General features: G+C 52.8%; 19 protein-coding genes and 1 tRNA gene. 9 read left to right on the forward strand and 11 right to left on the reverse strand.

What is annotated here, in order from left to right; all coding sequences use genetic code 11:
* Nucleotides 1–6 precede the first annotated feature (6 nt).
* Nucleotides 7–189, reverse strand: coding sequence for a hypothetical protein (locus tag CG67_RS12895; RefSeq protein ID WP_025903358.1), 183 nt, complete (start codon nucleotides 187–189; stop codon nucleotides 7–9).
* A 200-nt stretch (nucleotides 190–389) separates the two neighbouring features.
* Here CG67_RS12895 and apbE point away from each other — a divergent pair, with 200 nt between their 5' ends.
* Both apbE and alkB read left to right on the forward strand, forming a co-directional pair.
* The gene (gene apbE / locus CG67_RS12900; protein ID WP_025903359.1) at nucleotides 390–1,433 is read left to right on the forward strand and encodes an FAD:protein FMN transferase ApbE; all 1,044 of its coding nucleotides are present in this window, start codon (nucleotides 390–392) and stop codon (nucleotides 1,431–1,433) included.
* A gap of 17 nt (nucleotides 1,434–1,450) precedes the next feature.
* On the forward strand, nucleotides 1,451–2,059 hold the full coding sequence (gene alkB / locus CG67_RS12905) for a DNA oxidative demethylase AlkB (RefSeq protein WP_025903360.1): 609 nt from the start codon (nucleotides 1,451–1,453) through the stop codon (nucleotides 2,057–2,059).
* 4 nt (nucleotides 2,060–2,063) lie between these two features.
* Here alkB and CG67_RS12910 read toward each other — a convergent pair whose 3' ends face one another.
* A complete protein-coding gene (locus CG67_RS12910; protein WP_025903361.1) occupies nucleotides 2,064–2,795 on the reverse strand; it encodes a 4'-phosphopantetheinyl transferase in 732 nt (243 codons plus the stop codon).
* A gap of 39 nt (nucleotides 2,796–2,834) precedes the next feature.
* Nucleotides 2,835–3,611: a GNAT family protein gene (locus tag CG67_RS12915; RefSeq protein WP_338116808.1), complete on the reverse strand. Its 777-nt coding sequence runs from the start codon at nucleotides 3,609–3,611 to the stop codon at nucleotides 2,835–2,837.
* Between the two features lie 145 nt (nucleotides 3,612–3,756).
* On the opposite strand from CG67_RS12915, the gene CG67_RS12920 reads away from it, so the two are divergent.
* Nucleotides 3,757–4,659, forward strand: coding sequence for a LysR family transcriptional regulator (locus CG67_RS12920; protein WP_025903363.1), 903 nt, complete (start codon nucleotides 3,757–3,759; stop codon nucleotides 4,657–4,659).
* A gap of 630 nt (nucleotides 4,660–5,289) precedes the next feature.
* Nucleotides 5,290–5,703, forward strand: coding sequence for a DoxX family protein (locus CG67_RS12925; RefSeq protein ID WP_025903364.1), 414 nt, complete (start codon nucleotides 5,290–5,292; stop codon nucleotides 5,701–5,703).
* Nucleotides 5,704–5,750: 47 nt separating this feature from the next.
* Here CG67_RS12925 and bla read toward each other — a convergent pair whose 3' ends face one another.
* The 4 genes from bla to nifJ form a co-directional block, all read right to left on the reverse strand.
* Nucleotides 5,751–6,644 (reverse strand): class A beta-lactamase, encoded by an 894-nt coding sequence (gene bla, locus CG67_RS12930; protein WP_025903365.1) that lies wholly within the window; start codon nucleotides 6,642–6,644, stop codon nucleotides 5,751–5,753.
* Nucleotides 6,645–6,817: 173 nt separating this feature from the next.
* Nucleotides 6,818–7,558, reverse strand: coding sequence for an SDR family oxidoreductase (locus CG67_RS12935; RefSeq protein WP_025903366.1), 741 nt, complete (start codon nucleotides 7,556–7,558; stop codon nucleotides 6,818–6,820).
* A gap of 164 nt (nucleotides 7,559–7,722) precedes the next feature.
* Nucleotides 7,723–7,965: a DinI family protein gene (locus CG67_RS12940; RefSeq protein ID WP_025903367.1), complete on the reverse strand. Its 243-nt coding sequence runs from the start codon at nucleotides 7,963–7,965 to the stop codon at nucleotides 7,723–7,725.
* Between the two features lie 222 nt (nucleotides 7,966–8,187).
* A complete protein-coding gene (gene nifJ / locus CG67_RS12950; protein WP_038024803.1) occupies nucleotides 8,188–11,697 on the reverse strand; it encodes a pyruvate:ferredoxin (flavodoxin) oxidoreductase in 3,510 nt (1,169 codons plus the stop codon).
* Nucleotides 11,698–12,189: 492 nt separating this feature from the next.
* Between nifJ and efeU the strand changes: the two genes are divergently transcribed.
* From efeU to CG67_RS12975, 4 genes are all read left to right on the forward strand, one after another.
* A complete protein-coding gene (gene efeU / locus CG67_RS12955; protein ID WP_025903369.1) occupies nucleotides 12,190–13,728 on the forward strand; it encodes an iron uptake transporter permease EfeU in 1,539 nt (512 codons plus the stop codon).
* Between the two features lie 48 nt (nucleotides 13,729–13,776).
* Nucleotides 13,777–15,000, forward strand: coding sequence for an iron uptake system protein EfeO (gene efeO, locus CG67_RS12960; protein WP_025903370.1), 1,224 nt, complete (start codon nucleotides 13,777–13,779; stop codon nucleotides 14,998–15,000).
* Nucleotides 15,001–15,003: 3 nt separating this feature from the next.
* A complete protein-coding gene (efeB, locus tag CG67_RS12965; protein ID WP_025903371.1) occupies nucleotides 15,004–16,269 on the forward strand; it encodes an iron uptake transporter deferrochelatase/peroxidase subunit in 1,266 nt (421 codons plus the stop codon).
* Nucleotides 16,270–16,634: 365 nt separating this feature from the next.
* Nucleotides 16,635–16,934, forward strand: a complete 300-nt coding sequence (locus CG67_RS12975; RefSeq protein ID WP_025903372.1) for a zinc ribbon domain-containing protein — start codon at nucleotides 16,635–16,637, stop codon at nucleotides 16,932–16,934.
* Nucleotides 16,935–17,233: 299 nt separating this feature from the next.
* On the opposite strand, the gene CG67_RS12980 is transcribed toward CG67_RS12975, so the two are convergent.
* The 3 genes from CG67_RS12980 to CG67_RS12990 all read right to left on the reverse strand — a co-directional run bounded on the left by CG67_RS12980 (nucleotide 17,234) and on the right by CG67_RS12990 (nucleotide 19,387).
* A tRNA-Pro gene (locus tag CG67_RS12980) sits at nucleotides 17,234–17,310 on the reverse strand.
* Nucleotides 17,311–17,383: 73 nt separating this feature from the next.
* A complete protein-coding gene (gene yejM, locus CG67_RS12985; protein ID WP_025903373.1) occupies nucleotides 17,384–19,141 on the reverse strand; it encodes an LPS biosynthesis-modulating metalloenzyme YejM in 1,758 nt (585 codons plus the stop codon).
* 18 nt (nucleotides 19,142–19,159) lie between these two features.
* The gene (locus tag CG67_RS12990; protein ID WP_025903374.1) at nucleotides 19,160–19,387 is read right to left on the reverse strand and encodes a YejL family protein; all 228 of its coding nucleotides are present in this window, start codon (nucleotides 19,385–19,387) and stop codon (nucleotides 19,160–19,162) included.
* Between the two features lie 282 nt (nucleotides 19,388–19,669).
* Here CG67_RS12990 and yejK point away from each other — a divergent pair, with 282 nt between their 5' ends.
* The gene (yejK, locus tag CG67_RS12995; protein WP_025903375.1) at nucleotides 19,670–20,677 is read left to right on the forward strand and encodes a nucleoid-associated protein YejK; all 1,008 of its coding nucleotides are present in this window, start codon (nucleotides 19,670–19,672) and stop codon (nucleotides 20,675–20,677) included.
* A 58-nt stretch (nucleotides 20,678–20,735) separates the two neighbouring features.
* On the opposite strand, the gene rplY is transcribed toward yejK, so the two are convergent.
* The gene (gene rplY, locus CG67_RS13000; RefSeq protein WP_025903376.1) at nucleotides 20,736–21,020 is read right to left on the reverse strand and encodes a 50S ribosomal protein L25; all 285 of its coding nucleotides are present in this window, start codon (nucleotides 21,018–21,020) and stop codon (nucleotides 20,736–20,738) included.
* Between the last annotated feature and the right edge of the window lie 100 nt (nucleotides 21,021–21,120).

The raw sequence follows: 21,120 nt of genomic DNA on the forward strand, positions 1-21,120 counted from the left end.
AATATTTTATCTGGGTTTTTCAGTGTCATAACGACAGGCTTCATCAGCGGGTTCTGCAGACATAACCTGAGAGTAACTCCCCGAATAATTACCTTCCAGCGCGGCTCCTGCCTGAGTTAATACACCGGAAGCGATCCACTCTGTCCATAGCCCTTTCAGTTTACGGGTGAATATCGGATTCATTTTCATCTGTACACCTCATCATTGACACCAGACCGGCTTTGAAAAATGCAATAACTATGCCAGCGTGTAGCACGGATGTTCACGGTAAAGCGCGTCAGTTTTGTTAATATGCCGCCTCTGTAGGGTGCAGTGAGACGTTACTCCTGACGCAAAAGCGTGCAGAAGGACGGTTTGCACACATGTTTCTATATTTCAGGTGATCATTGATGAAAGCATTTTTAGGTGCGGGCTTGCTGTTTGCTGCAACTCTGGCCCTCACTGGTTGTGATAATTCACCAACGGCTTCGGCACAAAACAGTGTACTGTCAGGTAAAACGATGGGGACCGTCTGGCGTGTTACTGTTGCCGGTGTTCCGGCGGCCCGGCTTCCGCAGTTACAGGAGGCGATTAGCCGCCAGTTGAGTCATGACGATCAGGAACTCTCGACCTGGAAAGCGGATTCTGCGTTATCCCGTTTCAACCAGTACCAGGGAACAGCTCCCTGGCCGGTCAGTGAAGGGATGGCCGATATCGTGACGATGGCCTTACGTATCGGGAAGAAAACTGACGGTGCGATGGATATTACGGTCGGGCCATTGGTGAATCTGTGGGGCTTTGGCCCGGTTGCGGCTCCCGAACATACGCCGGATCCGCAAGCTATTGACAGTGCTAAAGCTCTCACCGGACTGCAACATCTGAAAGTCATTCAGACCTCACAGGGTCAGGCACTGCAAAAAGATCTGCCAGGATTGTATGTGGACCTGTCAACCATGGGTGAAGGGTACGCGACCGATCATCTGGCACGGCTGATGGAATCTGAAGGTGTCACCAATTATCTGGTTTCGGTGGGAGGAGCCTTGCTGTCGCGGGGCCAGAGTGCCGGCGGACGTCCCTGGCGTGTGGCTATCCAGCAACCGACGGACCAGGAGGATGTGGCGCAGGCAGTGGTCGATCTGCAAGGACATGGGATCAGTACGTCCGGAGACTACCGGAATTACTATGAGCTGGATGGTAAACGGATCTCTCATATTATTGACCCGGCGACCGGCCGGCCGATTGAGCATAAACTGGCTTCAGCCACTGTTATCGCCACCACAGCGATGGAGGCCGATGGCTGGGATACCGGACTGATGGTACTTGGCACAGAAAAAGCCAAAGCGCTGGCCATTAAACAGCATCTTGCCGTTTTTCTGATTATCCGCGAGGGAAATAAATTCGTGACCTGGAGTTCACCTTTATTTAAATCATTCCTGGTTTCACAGGATCATTAAAGGAGAGACGTGACCTGATGCTGGATCTGTTTGAAGGTGAAACCCCCTGGCAGGAGGTGCTGGCAGAAGATGCAATGATCCTGCGTCGTTATGCCAGAGACGATGCTCAGTGGTTATTCCGCCACATTATGCAGGTGGCTTCGCTGCGTCCGTTTCAGCATCGGATCACGCCGGGCGGGTTCCGGATGTCGGTGGCGATGACCCACTGTGGTTCACGGGGCGGTTATCCGGAAAGTATGCCTGTGACGCCGGTCAGTTTACCGGCAGAACTGAAGCAGTTTGCTGTCCGGGCTGCAGGCAATGCAGGCTTTAGCGGTTTTTTGCCGGACTCGTGCCTGATGAACAGGTATGCGCCGGGCAGTAAACTCACACTGCATCAGGACAAAGATGAGAAGGATTTACGCCAGCCTATCGTTTCCGTTTCTCTCGGATTACCCGCAGTGTTTCAGTTCGGCGGTTTTGAACGGTCGGATGCCCTGACGCGGGTACTGCTGGAACATGGAGATGTCGTTGTCTGGGGAGGACGCTCCAGATTACGTTTTCATGGTATCGCGCCGGTGAAACCCGGCTTCCACCCGCTGACCGGTGGATATCGCTACAATATGACGTTCCGCTGTGCCGGGTAACAGACTAGGCGGTCACTATCCAGCTAAAAACCTGTGTCTCTGTTCGCAGAAATCTTGCCGGAAAGTGGCGCCCCTGAGGCAGTGTTTCCCCCAGGGTCTCCCTCAGACGCAGGGAAGCGTGACCGGTGTTCGGGTCAAACACCGTAATTTCTGCCTGCAGGAAATCGATATACCGACCAACGATGGGCCACAGGGCTTTATACAGGCTCTCTTTCAGCGAAAAAAGCACCGTCACAGCCACAGGCCAGGGCAGAGAGCAGGATTTCAGCAGCGATTTTTCCTGTTCATTCATTAATAAGCCGGTAATTTCATCGGCAGTGGTGTGACTGACCCATTGCTCTACATCATTTCCTGTCAGACGGCCCTGGTTATCAGCCAGCAGAAAAGCCGTCCCGGCACTATGGGATAAAGAACCGGTGAATCCTGCGGGCCAGCGGGGGGAACGATCCGCATTATTGGTCAGTATAAAATCAGAGATCCCGTAACGGGAAAAAACAGTCCCGGCCAGCCATCGGCTGGCAAGATATTCCGCCTGACGCTTCGGGGCGGCAAGACGGACAGCCTGCGGACAGGGGATCGCATATCTCTCAAACTCCCGGAAATGGTAGTGAGCAACATCGAATGTCACACAGGCCAGCAGGGGAAAGACCTCGCTGCATACTCCCTGTGTCAGGAACTGTCCTGAGGGCAGGGCGATCGGCCGACCAGGAAGGGGATTATCTCCGGGAATGGTCATTGTGACGACGTCTCAGGCTGGCGGAAAAACGACAGACGGCTAACCACGCGGCTCAGCTGCCGCTTGCGCTTGTCGGATCATTTGCTGTAACCGGCACAGTTGTTCCCCTTGTGCATTGAAATTATCTGCAGATAACCAGCGCTGAAAGGCTGTATTCAGTCTCGGCCAGTCGCTGTCGATGACCGAAAACCAGGCCGTATCGCGGGAGCGTCCCTTGTACACCACCGCCTGACGAAAAATGCCTTCAAACTGAAAACCTAACCGTAAGGCTGCATTACGGGAGGGGGCATTCAGACTGTCACATTTCCATTCATAACGACGATACTTAAGTGCTGAAAACACATACTGCATCAGCAGGAACTGGGCTTCGGTGGATAAAATGGTCCGCTGTAAAGACGGTGAAAACATCACATGGCCCACTTCAGTCACCCCGTTTCTGACATCTGTACGCATCAGAGAAAGCAGGCCGACGGCCCGCTCAGAGCGCAGATCCACGACAGCAAAATAAAGCGGGTCACGGCTGGCGACGGCTGTACGGATAAACGCACTGAAACTCTGAGGATCATCGAAAGGCCCGACGGACAGGTAGGTCCAGAAAGCCGGATTACCGGTGGCCGGATGAAAAGCCTGATAAAGGTGGTCGGTGTGCTGCCCGGCATTTAGCGGTTCCAGACGGCAGTATTGTCCGGTCAGTGTAACCGGACCGGGAAAAGTACGTGCCTGCCAGTTTTCCAGCGCGGGGCCTGTCGGCTGCCCGAAAATATTAATATTCTGTTCCATGCCTGTTCCCGGTTTGTCATCATTCTGATTTAACATATCCGCCTGTCCTGACGAGTGCAACCGTTTCATGCCAATACAGAAATCCTCAACTGAGCAGGAGGATACGGGCCTGTAAATGATAAACTGCCGTCAGGGATCCGTCTGCAGGCAGGCGGCATTAAAGCTTACCGGAATCTTTTTTATGACTCTTGAAGATATGCGTATTTTTATTATGGTGGTCAACACCGGTAGTTTTACTGCAGCCGCTGAACGGCTGATGCTTTCCAAACAATTTGTCAGTCGCCGCGTCGCTGCATTAGAAACCCGGCTGGCAACACGTTTACTGGTCCGGAATACCCGCCGCTTATCGGTCACTGATGTCGGTCAGGTTTTCTTCCGCCATGCCAGCCGGATCCTTGATGAAGTCAGACAAACAGAAGAAGCGATCTCCCTGCGCCAGACCCGGCTGATGGGCAGTTTTAAGATAAGTCTTCCCCATATTTTTGGTCTGCGTCATGTTGCGCCGTTACTTTCCCGGTTTCAGCAGCAACACCCGGAGGTGACCCTGGCTATCGAAGTGAATGACCGGTTCGTTGACCTGGTGGGGGAAGGGGTTGATTTAGCGTTCAGAATTGGTGCTCTGGCTGATTCAGGTCTGATCGCGCGTCAACTGGATGTTCTGCCGATGGTTCTCTGTGCCAGTCCGTCTTACCTGCAGTCTGCCGGTGTTCCGCAACATCCGGATGATCTGCTGCAACATCAATGCCTGCGGTATGGCCGGGAAGGACAACAAGGCTGGGAACTGACCGTTGCCGGGCAACGTTATCCTGTCCCTGTCAGTGGCCCGGTGACCAGTAATAACGGGGAAGTGATACGAGAGTCCGCCGAAGCCAGTTTGGGGATCGCGCTGCTACCGCATTTTGTGGTCGGGGAAGCTATCCGGCAGGGCAGGCTGATCAGCATTCTTACGGATTTTACCCCGCCGGGATTAACGCTGAATGCACTGTACCCTCAGCATCGCCAGCACAACCCGGTGATCCGCGCATTACTTACTTTTATCAGCGAGCAGCTTTTCCCCCTGCCGTCAGAGACAGAGGGCCCCTGATGGCCTCCTGCTACGACAGAATGGCTTCAGCCAATGCCCGCCATATAAATAATCAGGCAAAGTTTTGCTTTAGTTGTTCAAAAAAAATGAATGAACGCCGACTGTCTCACAGACAGAGTGTACCGTTATCATGGTATTCCCGTATCAACCGATCACGATCCTGATTTTAATAAAAACAGCAGGTTAACTCCTTACTTTCCCTGTGCTATGACAGAAAAATGCTGTCTTCTGCAAAAATTAAGACGCTTCTGAGGATGATTGTCCACTGTATGGGGACAGTCTGTCTTTTTTACGGATATTGATACTCAATTTAGTTGATGTACTATGACGACATTCCGCTGGCAAGGCAGAGGAATGCAATAATTTCCGGCTCATAAAGAGTCAAGATCAGGCCGGGTGAGTTAGCGTGTGGCAGATCACCGAGACAGGGTAACTTACGTTTCGCTGGCATAATCGTTCAGGTCACGGGTGCGGTTTAAAATTGAAAGCGCATTAACCGATAGTTTCCGCTACCACCGGGTACCGGGCGCTGTCATAAAAATATTATTAATCAGAATATTAATGCTTATGCACAGACTTTCCATACCGGTTAGTCGGGGGAATAAGCACTTTTAAGGCGAGGGTCATACTATGCAATATCTGTCATTAGAAAAATATCGTAACGGTCTGCTGTTATTAGTCCGTATTCTGTTAATGGTTCTGTTTGTGCTGTTCGGCTGGGAAAAACTGACCGGTTTCACAGGCACCATCGGGTATATGACTTCTGTCGGTGCTCCGTTACCGGCAGTGGCCGCAGCAATTGCCGTTATCGTTGAGCTGGGCTTTGGTATCCTGATCATTGCCGGTTTCTATACCCGCCCGCTGGCGATTGTGCTGGCTGTTTATACGGTGATCACCGGCCTGATGGGGCACCAGTATTGGCATATGACCGGGATGGATCAGTATATGGCGATGATTAACTTCTATAAAAATATCAGCATTGCGGGGGGCTTCCTGGCACTGGCACTGACCGGCCCTGGTAAATACTCCATTGACCGTAAGTAACTGATCTGACTCTCTGAAACACCGGTTCTCACCGGTGTTTTTTTATATTATGGCTTTGTCGTTTTTTCCGGTCTCCCGGTCAGGTCGCTGAACATCGCAGCCCCTATACCGGCAATTTGTCTGTTCAGTACGTCCATGCTTGCATCATTATCTGTGATGTAGATGACCACGATATGTGACGGTTTCCCGGCAGGTCCCGTTACCGCGATGATGCCGCGTGAGCCATGTTCACCAGCTCCTGATTTATCCGCAATAAACCAGCCCGCAGGAAGTACCTTACGCAGAAGCGGCCCGGCGACCTGATCCGCTATCATCCAGTGCAGTAACTGTTGTTGTGAGGCTGCGGTCAGTATTTTACCGCTTAACAGGTTGCGCAGTGTTCGAGCCATGGCCTCTGGTGTCGTTGTATCGCGCGGGTCGCCTGGCAGGGCTTCGTTTAACTCCGGCTCCTGACGATCAAGCCGGGTCATCGGGTCGCCTGTCTGGCGTAAAAACCGGGTTAACGCCTGCGGTCCTCCGATAGAGGAGAGCAGTAAATTAGCCGCCGTGTTGTCACTCATCGTGATGGCGGCATCGCATAATCCGGCAATAGTCATCCCCTCATTGAGATACTGCTTCGTGACAGGGGAATACTTTTCCAGATCCTGCTGACGATACATTATGCGACGTTCTGGCTGCTCCCGCCCGGAATCGATACGGGCTAATACCGCGCCGCATAGCAGGACTTTATAAGTGCTCATCATCGGGAAGCGTTCCCCGGAACGATAACTTTCACGGAGCGCGCCGGTGGCAAGATCAAGCTCTGCAAAGCCGACCCGCGCATGCAATTGTTGTTCAGCCAGTTTTGCCTGCTCCGGGGCAAGGCGGGGGGAGGCAATGACCGGCAGACAAAAGGCGGTTATTAACAGAGACAGGGGCAGATAAATGTATTTCAGGGGCATATTTTCTCAGCGTTGGTTCAGGTGAGATCGGCGAAGAAAAATGACCTCCCGCCGGTATGATCTTCTGTTTAATTCACTCTCTGACATTCAGGTTGCCCCCGGTCAGGACGTTTTTACGGAGCGTGGAACGGAGACTTAGGTGAGAGACATAAGCCTTACTCCGGGAGTCTTCATTAGTAATGAATTAACCCTCCGTCCACGGCGTACTGACTTCCTGTCACGAAGGATGAATCGTCAGAGAGAAGAAACAACGCAACGGCGGCAGCTTCTTCTGCAGTGCCAATCCGGCCCAGGGGGACCTGGCTGACCACTGAACTTTCAAAATTCTGACGCGATTCTTCAGGTAAAAAGTGTCTGAAGTTGGTTTCGATTGGACCAGGGACTAACGTATTGGCTCTGATCTGGCGCTCTGCAAGCGCGGAGGCCCAGCTTTTAACCATAGCGATTACCGCGCCTTTAGTGGCAGCGTACAAACTCGTCATGGCTGCACCTTCGTAAACAGAAGACGATGAGGTCACCAGAACTGAACTATGAGTATTCAGGGAGCCTGATAAGGCTGAGAGTTGTAACATCGGCCCCCGCACGTTGGTATTCATCATACGGTTAAATGTCTCTGCGGTAACTGACTCAGGAGAGCCAATTTCTGCAAATCCGGCATTCAGCCATAGTCCGTCAAGCATTCCCCATTGAAGAATCGAATCTCTAAGCGCTGAACTATCAGCTTCGCATCCGGCATCATTTTTGAGTATCAGTGATGTGTCCGGGAGGATTTTCTTAGCCTGTTGTAAACGTTGCTGATGAAGTCCGGTAATCGCGACCTGACCGCCTTCTTTCACTATACGCAAGGCACCCGCTAATCCCATGCCATTGGTCCCCCCCGTGATCAGTATGCGTTTTCCTTCAAATCGTCTCATTATTCAGCCTGTTACCGTTGGTTTCTCAGTATCACCCTTGCGGATGATTTCATTGATATCGTTGTACACAGAACAGGGCGGGCGGCATAACTACCAGCCCGCCGGAAAGCGGGAGATCGTGGCAGGGGATGAAGAAAACCTCCTCTGATGGCAGGCGGGGGCGACTAATAGTCGCTGACCAGCCACATATCAGATTCTTCGAACATCTCTTCCAGCATACGGTTCAGCTTTTCACGATCACTTTTGCTGGCATCACTGTTGAGGCCATTTGCCTGCATCGGCTTGACCCGCACGCTGGCCTCCGGAAAAATTTTATGAACCCGGCGGGTCAGTTCTTCCAGAATAATCTCTTTCGCGTTCTCTAAACCTTCGACATTGCGCTTATCGTATACTAATTCCACAAACATGATCACTACACCCGATGACTGGTTATATAACCAGTAATTTAGCAGGAAATGGCAGCGATAGCAGCTTTTTTATCCGTGCGGGCGGAAATAAGGCTGCTCCGGGGATAGCGCCGGCACGGAAGGCCGGCTTTGGCATATCAGCGGCGGACGTCGCTGATATGCGTGGGGTTTCCGCGACGGCTTCGGTGACCGGAAGCCGTCTTAGACAATAGCAGTCCGGCGCTATTTCTCAGCAAGTGTTGCCAGAAAATCATAACGTCTTTGTAAATCTTCTGCCGCGTCTTTCCAGAGCTGTTCAGCGACTTCCGGCTGCTGCTGATTGAGGCGCCGGAACCGCTGCTCATGGCCCAGCGTTTCTGCCAGTGCATCTGACGGAGGACGTGAGTCCAGGCTCAGTGGCGGCTTACCGCTTTCACTGCGACGCGGGTCGAAGCGGTACAGGGGCCAGAAGCCGGTGGCTGTCAGCTGACGCATCTGGTCATGGCTCAGTGCCAAATCATAGCCGTGCTCCTCGCAGGGACTGTAAGCGATAACCAGAGACGGTCCCGGATAGGCCTCTGCTTCCTGTAGGGCTTTGACTGTCTGATTAAGCTGGGCTCCCAGCGAAATCTGAGCCACATACACATGTCCGTACATCATAATATTGACCCCGAGATCCTTGCGGGCCTTACGCTTGCCGTGCTCTCCGAACTTCGTCACCGCACCCAGCGGTGTCGCTTTTGACGCCTGCCCGCCGGTATTGGAATAACACTGCGTATCCAGTACCAGCACGTTGACGTTCTCATCCATGCTGAGCACATGGTCCAGCCCGCCATAACCGATATCATAGGCCCAGCCATCTCCGCCGATAAGCCAGACAGACTTATCCACCAGTGCATCCGCATCCCGTTGCAGTTCTGCTGCCAGCGGATCCTGCACCCCGTTGAGTGCTGCCTGCAGTGCGGTTATCTGCTCGCGCCGTTGTTCTGTTTCCGCCGGTTGCTGCAGTGCGGCAAATAATGTCTCCGGGATCAACTCACGGCACTGGTCGAGTAACCGTAACACCCGGTTTTTACGGTGATCGGTCGTCAGTCTGAATCCCAGACCAAATTCTGCGTTATCCTCAAACAACGAGTTAGCCCAGGCCGGCCCGCGTCCGTGACGGTCTGTTGTATAGGGAGTGGAAGGCAGGTTACCGCCGTAAATCGATGAGCAGCCGGTTGCGTTGGCAATCAATAGCCGATCGCCCCACAATTGCGTTAACAACTTGATATAAGGGGTTTCGCCACACCCGGAACAGGCTCCGGAATATTCCATCAACGGCGTCAGTAACTGTGATGTGCGTATATCAATCCGCTCCAGTTGCTGGCTCTGCATTTCCGGCAGTTGCAGGAAGAAATCAAAGTTTGTTTTTTCTTCTTCAGCATGTTCAAGGTGCGAGCGCATATTGATGGCTTTAATCTCCGGTTGCTGGCGATCTTTAGCCGGACACACCTCCACGCAGAGATTACAGCCGGTGCAGTCCTCCGGGGCCACCTGCAGAATATATTTCCGGCCACGCATATCCCGGGACTTAACATCCAGTGATTGCAGGGAGACCGGGGCCTCATCCAGCGCTTCCGGTGCGACCACTTTGGCCCTGATCGCCGCATGAGGGCAGGCAGCGACGCAGTGATTACACTGAGTACAGAGGTCTGGCTTCCAGATGGGAATGTCGCTGGCAATGTTCCGTTTTTCCCACTGCGTTGTGCCGGAAGGCCAGGTACCGTCGGGGGGCAGGGCGGAAACCGGCAGTTTATCACCCATACCGGCAAGCATGGCGGCAGTCACGGTTTTGACAAAGTCCGGCGCGGCATCAGAGACCACCGGCGGACGTGGCCTGCTTGCGTCAGAGACCGGCTGCAACGGAATTTCATGCAACGAGCCCCGCGCCAGAGCGAGTGCCTGCCAGTTTTTTTCGACCAGTTCCTGTCCTTTGCTGCGATAACTGCGTTCAAGTGCCGCTTCCAGAGCCTGGCTGGCCTGTTCCTGCGGGATAACCCGGGTCAGACTGAAAAATGCCATCTGCATGACCGTATTAATACGCGCCCCCAGCCCGCACTGCCGGGCTATTTTCGCTGCATTAATGGTAAAGAACCTGGCCTGTCTTTCGTTCAGCACACTCTGAACTTCCCGGGGCAGGGTCTGCCAGACGCTTTCCGGGGGATGCGGTGTGTTCAAAAGAAAGATCCCGCCGGGGCTGAGGTGCTCCGCCATCGGATATTTATCCAGAAACTGGGGCTGATGGCAGCCGACAAAACCGGCCTGACGGATCAGATACGCTGAACGGATAGGATGCTCACTGACCCGTAAATGAGAAACGGTCAGCCCGCCGGCTTTTTTGGAGTCATAAACAAAATACCCCTGGGCATAACTGTCAGTATTTTCGCCGATAATTCGGATATTATTTTTGGTGGCAGAGACACTACCGTCACTGCCCAGCCCGTAGAATAGCGCTTCCATCTGCGCCAGCGAAGGCGGACGTTTTTCAGGTAATGGCAGTGAAAGACGGGTGACATCATCATAAATGCCGACGGTAAAACGGGGTTTCGGGGACTCTTTTTCCAGTTCACTGAAGATAGCCAGTACGCATTCCGGGTCAAATTCTTTAGAGGACAGTCCATAGCGGCCTCCGGAAATGCGGGGCAGTGCCTGGCGTTCACCACGGCTGACCGCATCTGCCAGCGCGCTGATAACATCCAGACAAAGAGGCTCTGCCGGTGCACCCGGCTCTTTCGTCCTGTCCAGCACGGCAATCGTGCGCACACTCTGAGGCAGTTTTGCCAGCAGATGTGCGGCAGAGAAGGGACGATATAAGCGGACTTTCAGCACACCGACCTTCTCTCCCCGGCTCAGTAACAGGTCGGTGACCTCTTCACAGGTACCGCCTGCCGAGCCCATGATGATGATGACCCGTTCCGCCTGCGGATGACCATAATAATCGAAGGGCGCGTAGTGGCGGCCGGTAAGTGAGGCAAACTGCTGCATGGTTTCTTCCACATGCCCGCAGACGGCGTCATACCAGGGGTTGGTGGCTTCACGGGACTGAAAGAAGGTGTCCGGGTTGGCGGATGTCCCGCGGATCACCGGCCGCTCAGGGCTGAGGCCTCTGGCCCGATGTTCATCTATCGCCTGTTGCGGCAGCAGAAGCTTCAGCGTTTCATCGCTCAGCGGGATGATCTTGTTCAGCTCATGAGACGTCCGGAAGCCGTCGAAAAAGTGGATAAACGGCACCCGGCTCTTCAGCGTTGCGGCATGCGAGATAATGGCAAAATCCTGTGCTTCCTGCACACTGCCGGCACACAGCATAGCGCAACCGGTTTGCCTGACCGCCATGACATCTGAATGGTCACCAAAGATGGAGAGCGCATGCGTGGCCACCGTTCTGGCCGCGACATGCAATACAAAAGGCATCAGCTGACCGCCCAGTTTATACAGGGTGGGGATCATCAGTAATAATCCCTGAGAGGACGTAAAGGATGTCGCCAGCCCGCCGGTCTGTAATGCGCCATGGACGGTGCCGATGGCTCCGGCTTCGGATTGCATCTCCACCACCCGCGGAATATCTCCCCAGAGATTACGTTTACCGTTGCCGGACCAGGCATCTGCCTGCTCCGCCATCGCAGAACTTGGGGTGATCGGGTAAATACCAATAATTTCACTGCATTTAAACGCGACTGCCGCGACCGCGCTGTTACCGTCTGTAGTAATCATTGCTCACCTGAAAATATGTAATGTATTTTTTCAGGATGGTATCCCGCTGTTATTCAGCCGTGTTTTAAATAGTGCTATCTCTGTGGACATGGGTGCGATCGTATTAAAAGAATGATTTTTACGTAGCGACAGAGAACGACTTATTCCGCAACGGGATGCGGGAGTCTTTCACTGTCACCCGTGTCATAACTTTCCCTGGGAAAGTCAATCAGGGTGTCTTCAGGGGGGGCAATAAGGCTCAGCATTCAGCAACCCGCCCCCGGCCGCCATTGCCTGTGGCACGGGGCCTGATCACCAGGCAGTCTCCGCCGGGAATGGAAGACGAAATCCATAGGTTCTTTTTCTGCTCATCATTATGTCGCTGCCGGGTGAGACCTGATTATAAAAATTTACATAAATAATCATTAATTCATGTTTACTTACTCATACTTAAGTATGAGAATGATAGTAATTACTATTAGCATTTAATTCCGTTCGGGCAGGGTATCTCTGGTGTTAGCCACTCTTGTCATAGCATTACGCGAAGGGCTGGAAGCAGCCTTAATCGTCGGCATCATTGCCGCATTCTTACGTAAAAACGGTAAAAGCCTGTACGCCATGTGGATCGGCGTACTGTTGGCTATTGCCCTCTCCTTGCTGGTGGGTGTCGGCCTCAGCCTGACAGAGCGTGCTCTGCCGCAGGCCAGTCAGGAAGCCATGGAAGCCGTGATCGGCCTGGTGGCTGTCTTTTTTGTCACCGGCATGGTGATGTGGATGAATAACCACGCCCATGAGATTAAACGTCAGCTGGAAAGTGAAGCCGCCGACGCTATCCGTCAATCCAGTGCACTGGCACTCGCCGGTATGGCTTTTCTGGCGGTGCTTAAAGAAGGGTTCGAAACCAGTGTTTTCCTGCTGGCGACCTTCTCGGTCGCACAGTCAGCATCCCTGGCGGCGACCGGTGCGGTACTGGGGCTGATCCTCGCGGTTGCGATTGGCTGGGGCATTTATATCGGTGGTGTCAGGCTTAATCTTGGCCGCTTCTTCCGTTATACCGGGTTGTTTCTGATCCTGGTCGCGGCAGGGCTGATTATCAGTGCGTTGCGCAGTGGCCATGAAGCCGGCTGGCTGAATATCGGTCAGCAGCGTGTCGTTAACCTTAGTCCGCTGATCCCGCCGGGATCTGTCCGCTCGGCATTAATCACCGGAGTGCTCGGTATTCCGACCGATCCGCGACTGCTCGAGGTCTGCGGCTGGGGGATTTACATCGTGCTGACGGGGGTTCTGGTTTTCTGGCCACGTCATCTGCGTCCCGGGGCAAAGCGGCTCAGTAAGTTGCTCTTTGTCACTACAGTCGTACTGCTGGTTGCCGCCGCCGTTCTGCACTGGCGTACACCCGGCAGCAGCATCCGGTTGCCTGCCACCGCACCCTTGCAGGAAGGGGGGACGGTAACACTGCAGCCTCAACCGGCAGGGGGGTACCGTTTGGAGGTTAATGCGGGGCAACAGGTACCCGTAACCTATACCCTCGCCGCGGATCAGCAGCATATGACAGTGCAGCAGGGGGTCACATTACAGCAGTGGACCCTCAGTAGTCAGCCGCCGGTCACGGGTCTGCCGGCCACCCTGACGCTGGATCAGGTGCTGGCGCTGTCCGGCAACCGTATTCCTGTCGGGCTGAGCCCGGTACAACATCCTGGTCCGTATCACGCCAGCTGGAGTGTCAACTGCACTCTGGAAGCTGAAACCGCCAGTCATGCGCTCTACCGTGCCGTCGCGCGGGAAACCACTCTGATGACGCTTTCCGGCGGCGGTTTATTATCTCCGCGGACGTTTTCGGTGCGCGCAGCGATGCCGCAGACGGGATGTCACTGGCAACTGGCGGAGAGCTGGCAAAGCGAGGTGGACAATGCGCTGCAAAAAGCAGCACAGGCTTACCAGCATCATCTGTTCCTGGCTATCGAGCTACCGATCATGCTGGTACTGATGGCGGTTATTACATTTGTTCTGGCATGCGCCGTCTTGCGGATGCACGCAAGACCGATGAAATAGCGCATTCCGGCCATCCTTCATTATCTGAACATAAGTAAAGGGCCTTTTATGATCAACTCCATGTTTAAAAAGAAAAAGTCAGTTCTGGCATCGGCTGTTGTGTCAGCACTGTTGCTGGTGTCGCTGGAAGCCACGGCAACGGGTACTGTGGCTCCGGTCGCTAAAGGTGTATCGCAGGTCAATATCACGTTAACCGGTGCGGAAGGCGGAACCTGTGTGGTCGACCATACCCTTGCCAAAGCAGGCCCGGTCACGTTTACGGTGGTTAACAAGACGGCGACCGCCATTACTGAAATTGAGCTGCTGAGTGATAACCGTATCCTCGGTGAAAAAGAGAACCTGGCTCCGGGCCTGCCGGCCGGTAAATTCACCCTGACGCTGGATGGCGGTAAATATCAGATTTATTGCCCTGGGGCGAAGCAGGAACTGATCAACTTTACCGTCACCGGTAAAAGTGCGGCGAAAGCTACCGGCAGCACCGCTGACCTGCTGAAGCAGGGAACAGATGGCTATGCGACCTACGTGAACGGTGTGGTGGATGCCATGGTTGTGGCCGTTAATCAGCTGAAAGCCGACATTGATGCCGGTGATCTGGAAAAAGCGAAAGCACAGTATGCCAAAGCGCGCCCGTTCTATGAACGTATTGAATCGGATGTCAGTGGTTTTGTCCTGCCAGGCTTTAAAGCCACGGATAACGCCGGTAACCTCGATTATCTGATCGATATGCGCGCTTCTAACCAGGATCCTAAGGTGGGCTGGCACGGTTTCCACGCCATTGAACGTGATCTGTTCGGCGAGGGTAAAATCACCGATAACACCAAAAAACTGGCGGCAGAACTGCAGCAGAACGTCACCCGGCTGGATGGCCTGACCAAAGGGCTGACCTATAAGCCGGAAGATCTGGCTAACGGTGCAGCCGATCTGCTGGAAGAAGTTCAGAGCAACAAAATCAGTGGTGAAGAAGAAGCCTTCAGTCACATTGATCTGGTGGACTTCGCCGGTAACGTTGAAGGTGCACAACAGGCGTTTGAATTTCTGAAACCGGGACTGAATAAAATCGACCCTGATCTGACCCGTCGGGTGGAAGCGCAATTCGCTAACGTGAACAAACTGCTGGACAGCTACCGTGATGGTAAAATTGCCGGTGGCTACCGTTACTATACTGCGGAAGTGAAGGCTGCAGATGCGGCCAGACTGAGTAAAGCTGTACAGGCATTGCAGGAACCGCTGTCTAAAATTGCAGAGAAAGTGGCCACAGCCGGAGGCGCGTGAGTGATGAAAGATAAACAGAATACGGAGCGTGACAAGACCAGTGTCTCCCGCCGTCATCTGTTAAAAGGGGCGGTGGCGGGTGCGCTGGCCATGCCAGGCATGGCAGCGGCACACAATGCAGCGGTTGCGAAAGCCGAACCTGACGACCAGGTTGATCTTTCCCGGCAACATGCATTTTATGGCCAGGGCGGACAGGCGGGAGTCACCACTCCGCCTCAGCGTCATGTGATGTATATGACGTTCGATATGACCAGTCAGAACCCGCGGGACCTGCAAATCCTGCTGGCCCGCTGGTCAGCGGCTATCGCGCAGATGATGGCCGGGGAAATCATTGGTCAGGTAGAGCCGCTCCGGAACAGCGGTATCGGAATGGATACCGGTGAAGCCCTGGATCTGGGCCCGGCGTCACTGACTGTTACCGTAGGGCTGGGGCCGGGTATTTTCACGGAAACCTACGGACTGGCAGAGAAAAAGCCGGCTTTGATGCGCGAACTGGTTCAGTTACCGAGTGATAATCTGCAACCGGCGTTTACCGGAGGTGATCTCTCATTGCAGGCCTGTGCGGATGATCCTCAGGTGGCTTATCACGCCATTCGCAACCTGGCCCGGATAGCTAAAGCCACGGGGGCAGCCGAAACACGCTGGTCGGTACTGGGGTTTGGCCGTGCATCAGCAGGCAAAAACCAGAGTACTCCCCGTAACCTGTTTGGCTTCAAAGATGGTACCCGTAACCTGACCGAACAGACTGATTTTAACAAATTTGTCTGGATCAACGACGGCGGACCCGCCTGGCAGCAGCAGGGGACCTATCAGGTGGTACGTAAAATAAAAATGCATATTGAAAACTGGGACACGGATCGTGTCAGTGATCAGAATGCCGTTTTTGGCCGTCATAAGGTCTCCGGCGCGCCGCTGAGTGGTGAAAAGGAATTTGATACGCCTGACTTTCACAAAAAGGACAGTGACGGTGCGCCGGTGATCCCGGTAACCTCACATGTCAGTCTGGCGGCACACGAGAACAATCAGGGGATCCGCATCCTGCGTCGCTCCTATAACTACACCGACGGCATCAATCAACTGGGCATGCTGGATGCCGGGCTGCTGTTTATCAGTTATCAAAAAGACCCGGCCAGCTTTGAAAAGTTACAGACACGGCTCGGTGCGGCCGATGCGTTGAATGAATATATCTCACATATCGGCTCCGGTATCTTTTTTGTCCCTCCGGCACCCCGTGAAGGTGAATATATCGGTTCACAACTCTTCAGCTAAGTTACCCCGTCTGACCGTCTCTGCAATCCGGCCGGTGACAGGCATGCGTAGCGCGGTTCTTCAGGGTCTCAGGGATGAGACCCTCGGTTCCGTTTTTCTCCGGGATGAAGTGACATCGCCATGTTGTCTGCGTGGACGGGTACTCAATTTATATTCCCTCGCTTTCAGGAAAACCGGCTCCGTAAATCAGAGGGAGGCAATGCTGTCAGACAGGTTAATCTCCAGCCCGCGGAAGGCTGATGAGGAACAGACAGGGCACATCAGCGGCTAGCTGTCTCTGACAGGATAAGAACCGGATTTTAGTATTTTTATGGCAGTTGAGTTAAATAAGAAATAAACTTAACACTAAATGTTAAGGAGAATTTATGAATACTGAAATGATGATCTGCCCGCATTGCAAAAGTGAGATCCCGCATGGCGCTAATGTTTGCAGGGGATGTCAGGCAGAAATCAGGTACGGTACGCCGGGTTTATTTATGTTAGCCGGTTTTATCCTGCCGCTTCTTGCAACATCGTGGATCCTTAATGCGTTACGTACCCATTCGACCTTTGTTATGTGGTTCATTGGCTTACCTTTGACAGTTATCGGATGGTTATTCTTCTATAAGCTGAGCCAAAAACTGTTCTCTCGGCGGATACATTTTTCCCGGACTGTTAAAAAGTAAAAAACATCTCCTGTGAAGAGTGTCGCCGGGGGTTTTTCCATGCCTGCAGCGGAGAATATCAACGTTGTGTCAGGGACAGGAAAAAGTGTCGTAGCGGATGCGGATGGCAGCAGAGGAGGGGCGTTATACACCCTGTCGTGACACGGCCTCCAGGGGGCGGTTGTCGTATCATTCAATGTATGGCTGTAACCCCGGGCAGTGAGTGCATATTCAGGCAAACAAAAAACCCGCAAACTCAGTGAGGATGCGGGTTTTTTGTGGGGTTTCCATCAGTCACCGGTACTGACAGAATAATGATTTGGTCGGCACGAGAGGATTTGAACCTCCGACCCCTGACACCCCATGACAGTGCGCTACCAGGCTGCGCTACGTGCCGGACTCTGAGGCACTATAGTACGGATAATTTTCAAAATAGCAATATCCGTGAACGCTAATTGTCTCATTAATCATCAGTTTGCAATAAAGCGTTTTTCTTCTGTCAGTACCTGCAACAGCAACCCAAGCTCCGGACGCTGTTTGCGCAAACGTCGTCCTTCAGCGTCATAAGTGGTGTAATTACCATCATTATTCAGCACCAGTGTCATCTGCGGGGTAGTGATGATCAGCCGGCCGGCATCATTGGTGCTGGTAACCCAGTGGTGCTGACGCTGCGGACTGAACAGGTCTTCGCCCTGAGAATAATCTTCCGCCGGGGTTGAAACATGCAACAGGCGTTGCATCAGGGTTGTCATCACATCCTGTTGATCGGTTAGCTGTCCGATACGTTGCGACGGTGTTGAAGGCCAGTGAACGACTAAAGGTACCTGTAATAACTCACGGTTACCGTCATCATCCCCGGTGTCATTGAAACTAATCCCCTGCCCGGCAGTGATGATAACGACCGTATTCTTCAGCGAGTTATTCTGCTGCAACTCGGTGAGAATTCGGGCAATTTGCTGATCAACATTGCCGCTACTCTGTGCATAATTTTTCTCACGTGCCGCCACGGTATTACCACTGGCATTAATCCCATCCAGTGACACCCATGAGAACCACGGAGCTGAAGTATTCTGTTGTTTCTGCAACCAGGCCTGCCATTGATCGACCGTCTGTCCGTCGTTTTGAGAGGTTGCTGCTGGCAGAGAGTAGTCTGCCAGTAATGCCTGACGGTACAGGGGCTGACTGAAGCCATCAGAAGAGAATAAACCAAACTGATAACCCTGATTATTCAGAGTGCTCAGCAGGGCAGAAGGCATCCGGGCCGCCAGAATCCCGTTCATATAACTGGCCGAAATACCGTAAAACAAGCCAAACAGCCCGCTTTCGCTGTTACTGCCGGAGCTGAAGTGCTGCGTAAACTGTATATTGCTGTCCGCAAACTGGCTTAGTGCCGGGAAACGGGTCGCCATATGAGACGCATCCGCCCCATTGACGGTGATCAGCATCAGATTATAGTGGCTACCGCTTTGAGTGAAATTGATATCACTGAGCGGATACGCCACGGAAACCGCATCCGGGTCTCCCTGCTGAATAAGCCGGCGCTGATATTCCTGCGGGTCCAGCAGGCCGTGTTTTTCAAGAAAGCGCCGTGCGGTCATCGGATAAGATAACGGCAGATTCGCTCTCTGCATGGTGATTGGCCGGTAAAAATTAGCATCTGCCCAGATATACAGAAGATGACTGGATAAAAATGCCACGATAAACAGCACAGCCAGAGGTTTGCCAAAACGTCGACGGTTGAGACTGCGCAGTTTCTGCCAGCTCCAGGTGGCAAAAAGCATTTCCACCAGGAAAATGACCGGCACCGAAATAAACATCAGTTGCCAGTCACGTGACATATCGCTCTGTTGCGGGTTGACCATCAAATCCCAGACCACAGGATTAAGATGCAGATGGAAACGATTAAAGACCTCGCTGTCCATTAACAGCAAGGTCAGCCCACTGGTGGCCAGAATCGAAGAGATAACCCTAAGCAATCGTTGTGACATCACAACGAACGTCAGCGGGAAAATGACCAGCAGATAAGCGGCAAAGACCAGAAAGCTGAAATGACCGACCCAGCTACAGTAAGCATAAATTCTGCCTGCCAGCGAGGCAGGCCAGTCAGTTACCAGCAGATAACGGCTGCCCAGGATTAGCGCGAAAAAAATATTAAACAGGGCGAACCAGTGCCCCCAGCTTATCATCCGGGACACTTTTTCCCTGTAGCTCTGCTGGCTGTTTACCATAGGGTTCAGATCATATCATCAATGTGCATGGTCTTCGCGGACAGAAGCCTGCAATGCTTCAGCGAAGGAACGTGCCAGAGTATGACGTTGCGCAGGCGCAACGCTGGCGTTAATCAGATTCGTCACCATATTGCCCAATACCATCAGGGAAAGGTCAGTCGGTGCTTTATCTTTTTCAAGTACTTCAACAAGTTCAGCGAGCAAGTTTTCTACACGCTCGTCACTATATCGGGATGATTGTGGCATATTATCAGTTAGCTAAGTCGTAAAAGGCGGCTATTCTACTGCAAACACGACTTTTTTTCTGCAATTTTATTGTCTGTTTACCTTCAGCATAGCGACGGTTTCGTTACTGACTGTTGTAGCCTATTGTGGCTGATCTTGCACCGTTTTTCATGTGCGGCTGGCTGAGATTTTGAATATTCTGAAAAATCACCGGGGGTCAGGACGGTATCCGGCAGGAAATAAGATTGAAAGACGTTCGGGGCAATGGTTGAATACGCATCTGCATAAGAAGGGGAGTCTGCCATGAGTCTGGATATTGACCAGATTGTCGTCCATCAGTTAATCAAACGTGATGAAGATCAGCTGGAGCTGGTGTTACGTGACTCTTTGCTGACGGCCAGCGAAGCTGTCGAAGAGATGCTGGAAGAGTTACATCGGGTCTATAGTGCTAAAAATAAGGCCTATGGATTATTCAATGAAGAAAGTGAACTGGCTGACGCCCTGCGTCAGTGCCGTCGCGGTGAGCAGGATTTTTTAGCTTTCAGTCGTGCCGCCACCGGCCGTCTGCGGGATGAGCTGGCAAAGTACCCGTTCGCGGAAGGCGGTGTGGTGTTATTTGCCCGCTACCGTTACCTGGCCACCGAATATCTGCTGATCTCTGTGCTGAATAGCCAGGCCAGTATGCGGGTGAATGAGAGCCTGGACATCAGCACCACCCATTATCTGGATATCAACCACGCGGATATTGTGGCACGGATTGATCTGACCGAATGGGAAACACAACCGGAATCGCTACGGTATCTGACCTTCCTGCGCGGACGGGTAGGGCGCAAAGTGGCAGATTTCTTTATGGACTTCCTCGGGGCCAGTGTCGGTCTGGATACTAAAGCCCAGAACCGTAGTCTGTTGCAGGCGGTCGATGATTACTGCGATGAGGCAAGCCTGGATAAAAAAGAGCGACAGGAATACCGTCAGCAGGTCTATACCTACTGTAACCAGCAGTTGCAGGCCGGTGAAGAAATCACGGTTCGGGAACTGTCGGGTGAATTACCGGAAGTGGCTGAGAAGAGCTTCAGTGATTTCGCCAGTGAGCAGGAATATTCGCTGGAAGAGAGCTTCCCTGCGGATCGCAGTACCCTGCGTCAGCTGACCAAATTTTCCGGCAGCGGGGGCGGACTGACGCTGAACTTCGATGCGATGTTACTGGGTGAACGTATTTTCTGGGACCCGGCGACAGATACCTTGACGATTAAAGGCACACCGCCCAATCTGCGGGATCAGTTACAGCGCCGGACAAGCAGTAAATCGTAATCCGGTTGCATAAAAAAACGCCGCATTATGCGGCGTTTTTTGTAAAACCATTCAGCGATTAAGCACGAACGAAGTCGATGTGCTGAATTTTTGGTTTGAACGGGTGACGCTGTACGGCCTGAACTTTAACTTTAGTTTCTTTACCGTCAACAACCAGGGTCAGAACCTCAGAGTAAAACGCCGGGTTAACCTGCATGTTGATTAAAGAATCGTGGTCCAGTTCGATAGAAACAGCTGCTTCATTTCCGCCATAGATGATAGCCGGGAATTTTTTAGCTGCACGCAGGCGGCGGCTCGCACCCTTACCCTGCACTTTACGTTCTTCTGCTTTGATAGTGAACATTCTTATTTCTCTTCGTAATTCTGTTACAGGCGACCCAGCAACAGAAGGTTATTCATAAGCACTCTTACCGGATGTAAAAGCGCGCGGCATTATAACGGCT

Origin of the sequence: Tatumella sp. UCD-D_suzukii (assembly GCF_000611875.2) — a bacterium.
GTDB lineage: Bacteria > Pseudomonadota > Gammaproteobacteria > Enterobacterales > Enterobacteriaceae > Tatumella > Tatumella ptyseos.

Excerpts from the sequence above, each read along its gene's own strand:
- nifJ (WP_038024803.1), bottom strand. The coding sequence starts at position 11,697 with ATGATTACTACAGACGGTAACAGCGCGGTCGCGGCAGTCGCGTTTAAA.
- CG67_RS12895 (WP_025903358.1), bottom strand. The coding sequence starts at position 189 with ATGAAAATGAATCCGATATTCACCCGTAAACTGAAAGGGCTATGGACA.
- CG67_RS12990 (WP_025903374.1), bottom strand. The coding sequence starts at position 19,387 with ATGCCACAATCATCCCGATATAGTGACGAGCGTGTAGAAAACTTGCTC.
- rplY (WP_025903376.1), bottom strand. The coding sequence starts at position 21,020 with ATGTTCACTATCAAAGCAGAAGAACGTAAAGTGCAGGGTAAGGGTGCG.
- bla (WP_025903365.1), bottom strand. The coding sequence starts at position 6,644 with ATGCCCCTGAAATACATTTATCTGCCCCTGTCTCTGTTAATAACCGCC.
- efeB (WP_025903371.1), top strand. The coding sequence starts at position 15,004 with ATGAAAGATAAACAGAATACGGAGCGTGACAAGACCAGTGTCTCCCGC.
- yejM (WP_025903373.1), bottom strand. The coding sequence starts at position 19,141 with ATGGTAAACAGCCAGCAGAGCTACAGGGAAAAAGTGTCCCGGATGATA.
- CG67_RS12940 (WP_025903367.1), bottom strand. The coding sequence starts at position 7,965 with ATGTTTGTGGAATTAGTATACGATAAGCGCAATGTCGAAGGTTTAGAG.
- apbE (WP_025903359.1), top strand. The coding sequence starts at position 390 with ATGAAAGCATTTTTAGGTGCGGGCTTGCTGTTTGCTGCAACTCTGGCC.
- CG67_RS12910 (WP_025903361.1), bottom strand. The coding sequence starts at position 2,795 with ATGACCATTCCCGGAGATAATCCCCTTCCTGGTCGGCCGATCGCCCTG.
- alkB (WP_025903360.1), top strand. The coding sequence starts at position 1,451 with ATGCTGGATCTGTTTGAAGGTGAAACCCCCTGGCAGGAGGTGCTGGCA.
- CG67_RS12975 (WP_025903372.1), top strand. The coding sequence starts at position 16,635 with ATGAATACTGAAATGATGATCTGCCCGCATTGCAAAAGTGAGATCCCG.
- CG67_RS12925 (WP_025903364.1), top strand. The coding sequence starts at position 5,290 with ATGCAATATCTGTCATTAGAAAAATATCGTAACGGTCTGCTGTTATTA.
- CG67_RS12935 (WP_025903366.1), bottom strand. The coding sequence starts at position 7,558 with ATGAGACGATTTGAAGGAAAACGCATACTGATCACGGGGGGGACCAAT.
- CG67_RS12915 (WP_338116808.1), bottom strand. The coding sequence starts at position 3,611 with ATGTTAAATCAGAATGATGACAAACCGGGAACAGGCATGGAACAGAAT.
- efeO (WP_025903370.1), top strand. The coding sequence starts at position 13,777 with ATGATCAACTCCATGTTTAAAAAGAAAAAGTCAGTTCTGGCATCGGCT.
- CG67_RS12920 (WP_025903363.1), top strand. The coding sequence starts at position 3,757 with ATGACTCTTGAAGATATGCGTATTTTTATTATGGTGGTCAACACCGGT.
- yejK (WP_025903375.1), top strand. The coding sequence starts at position 19,670 with ATGAGTCTGGATATTGACCAGATTGTCGTCCATCAGTTAATCAAACGT.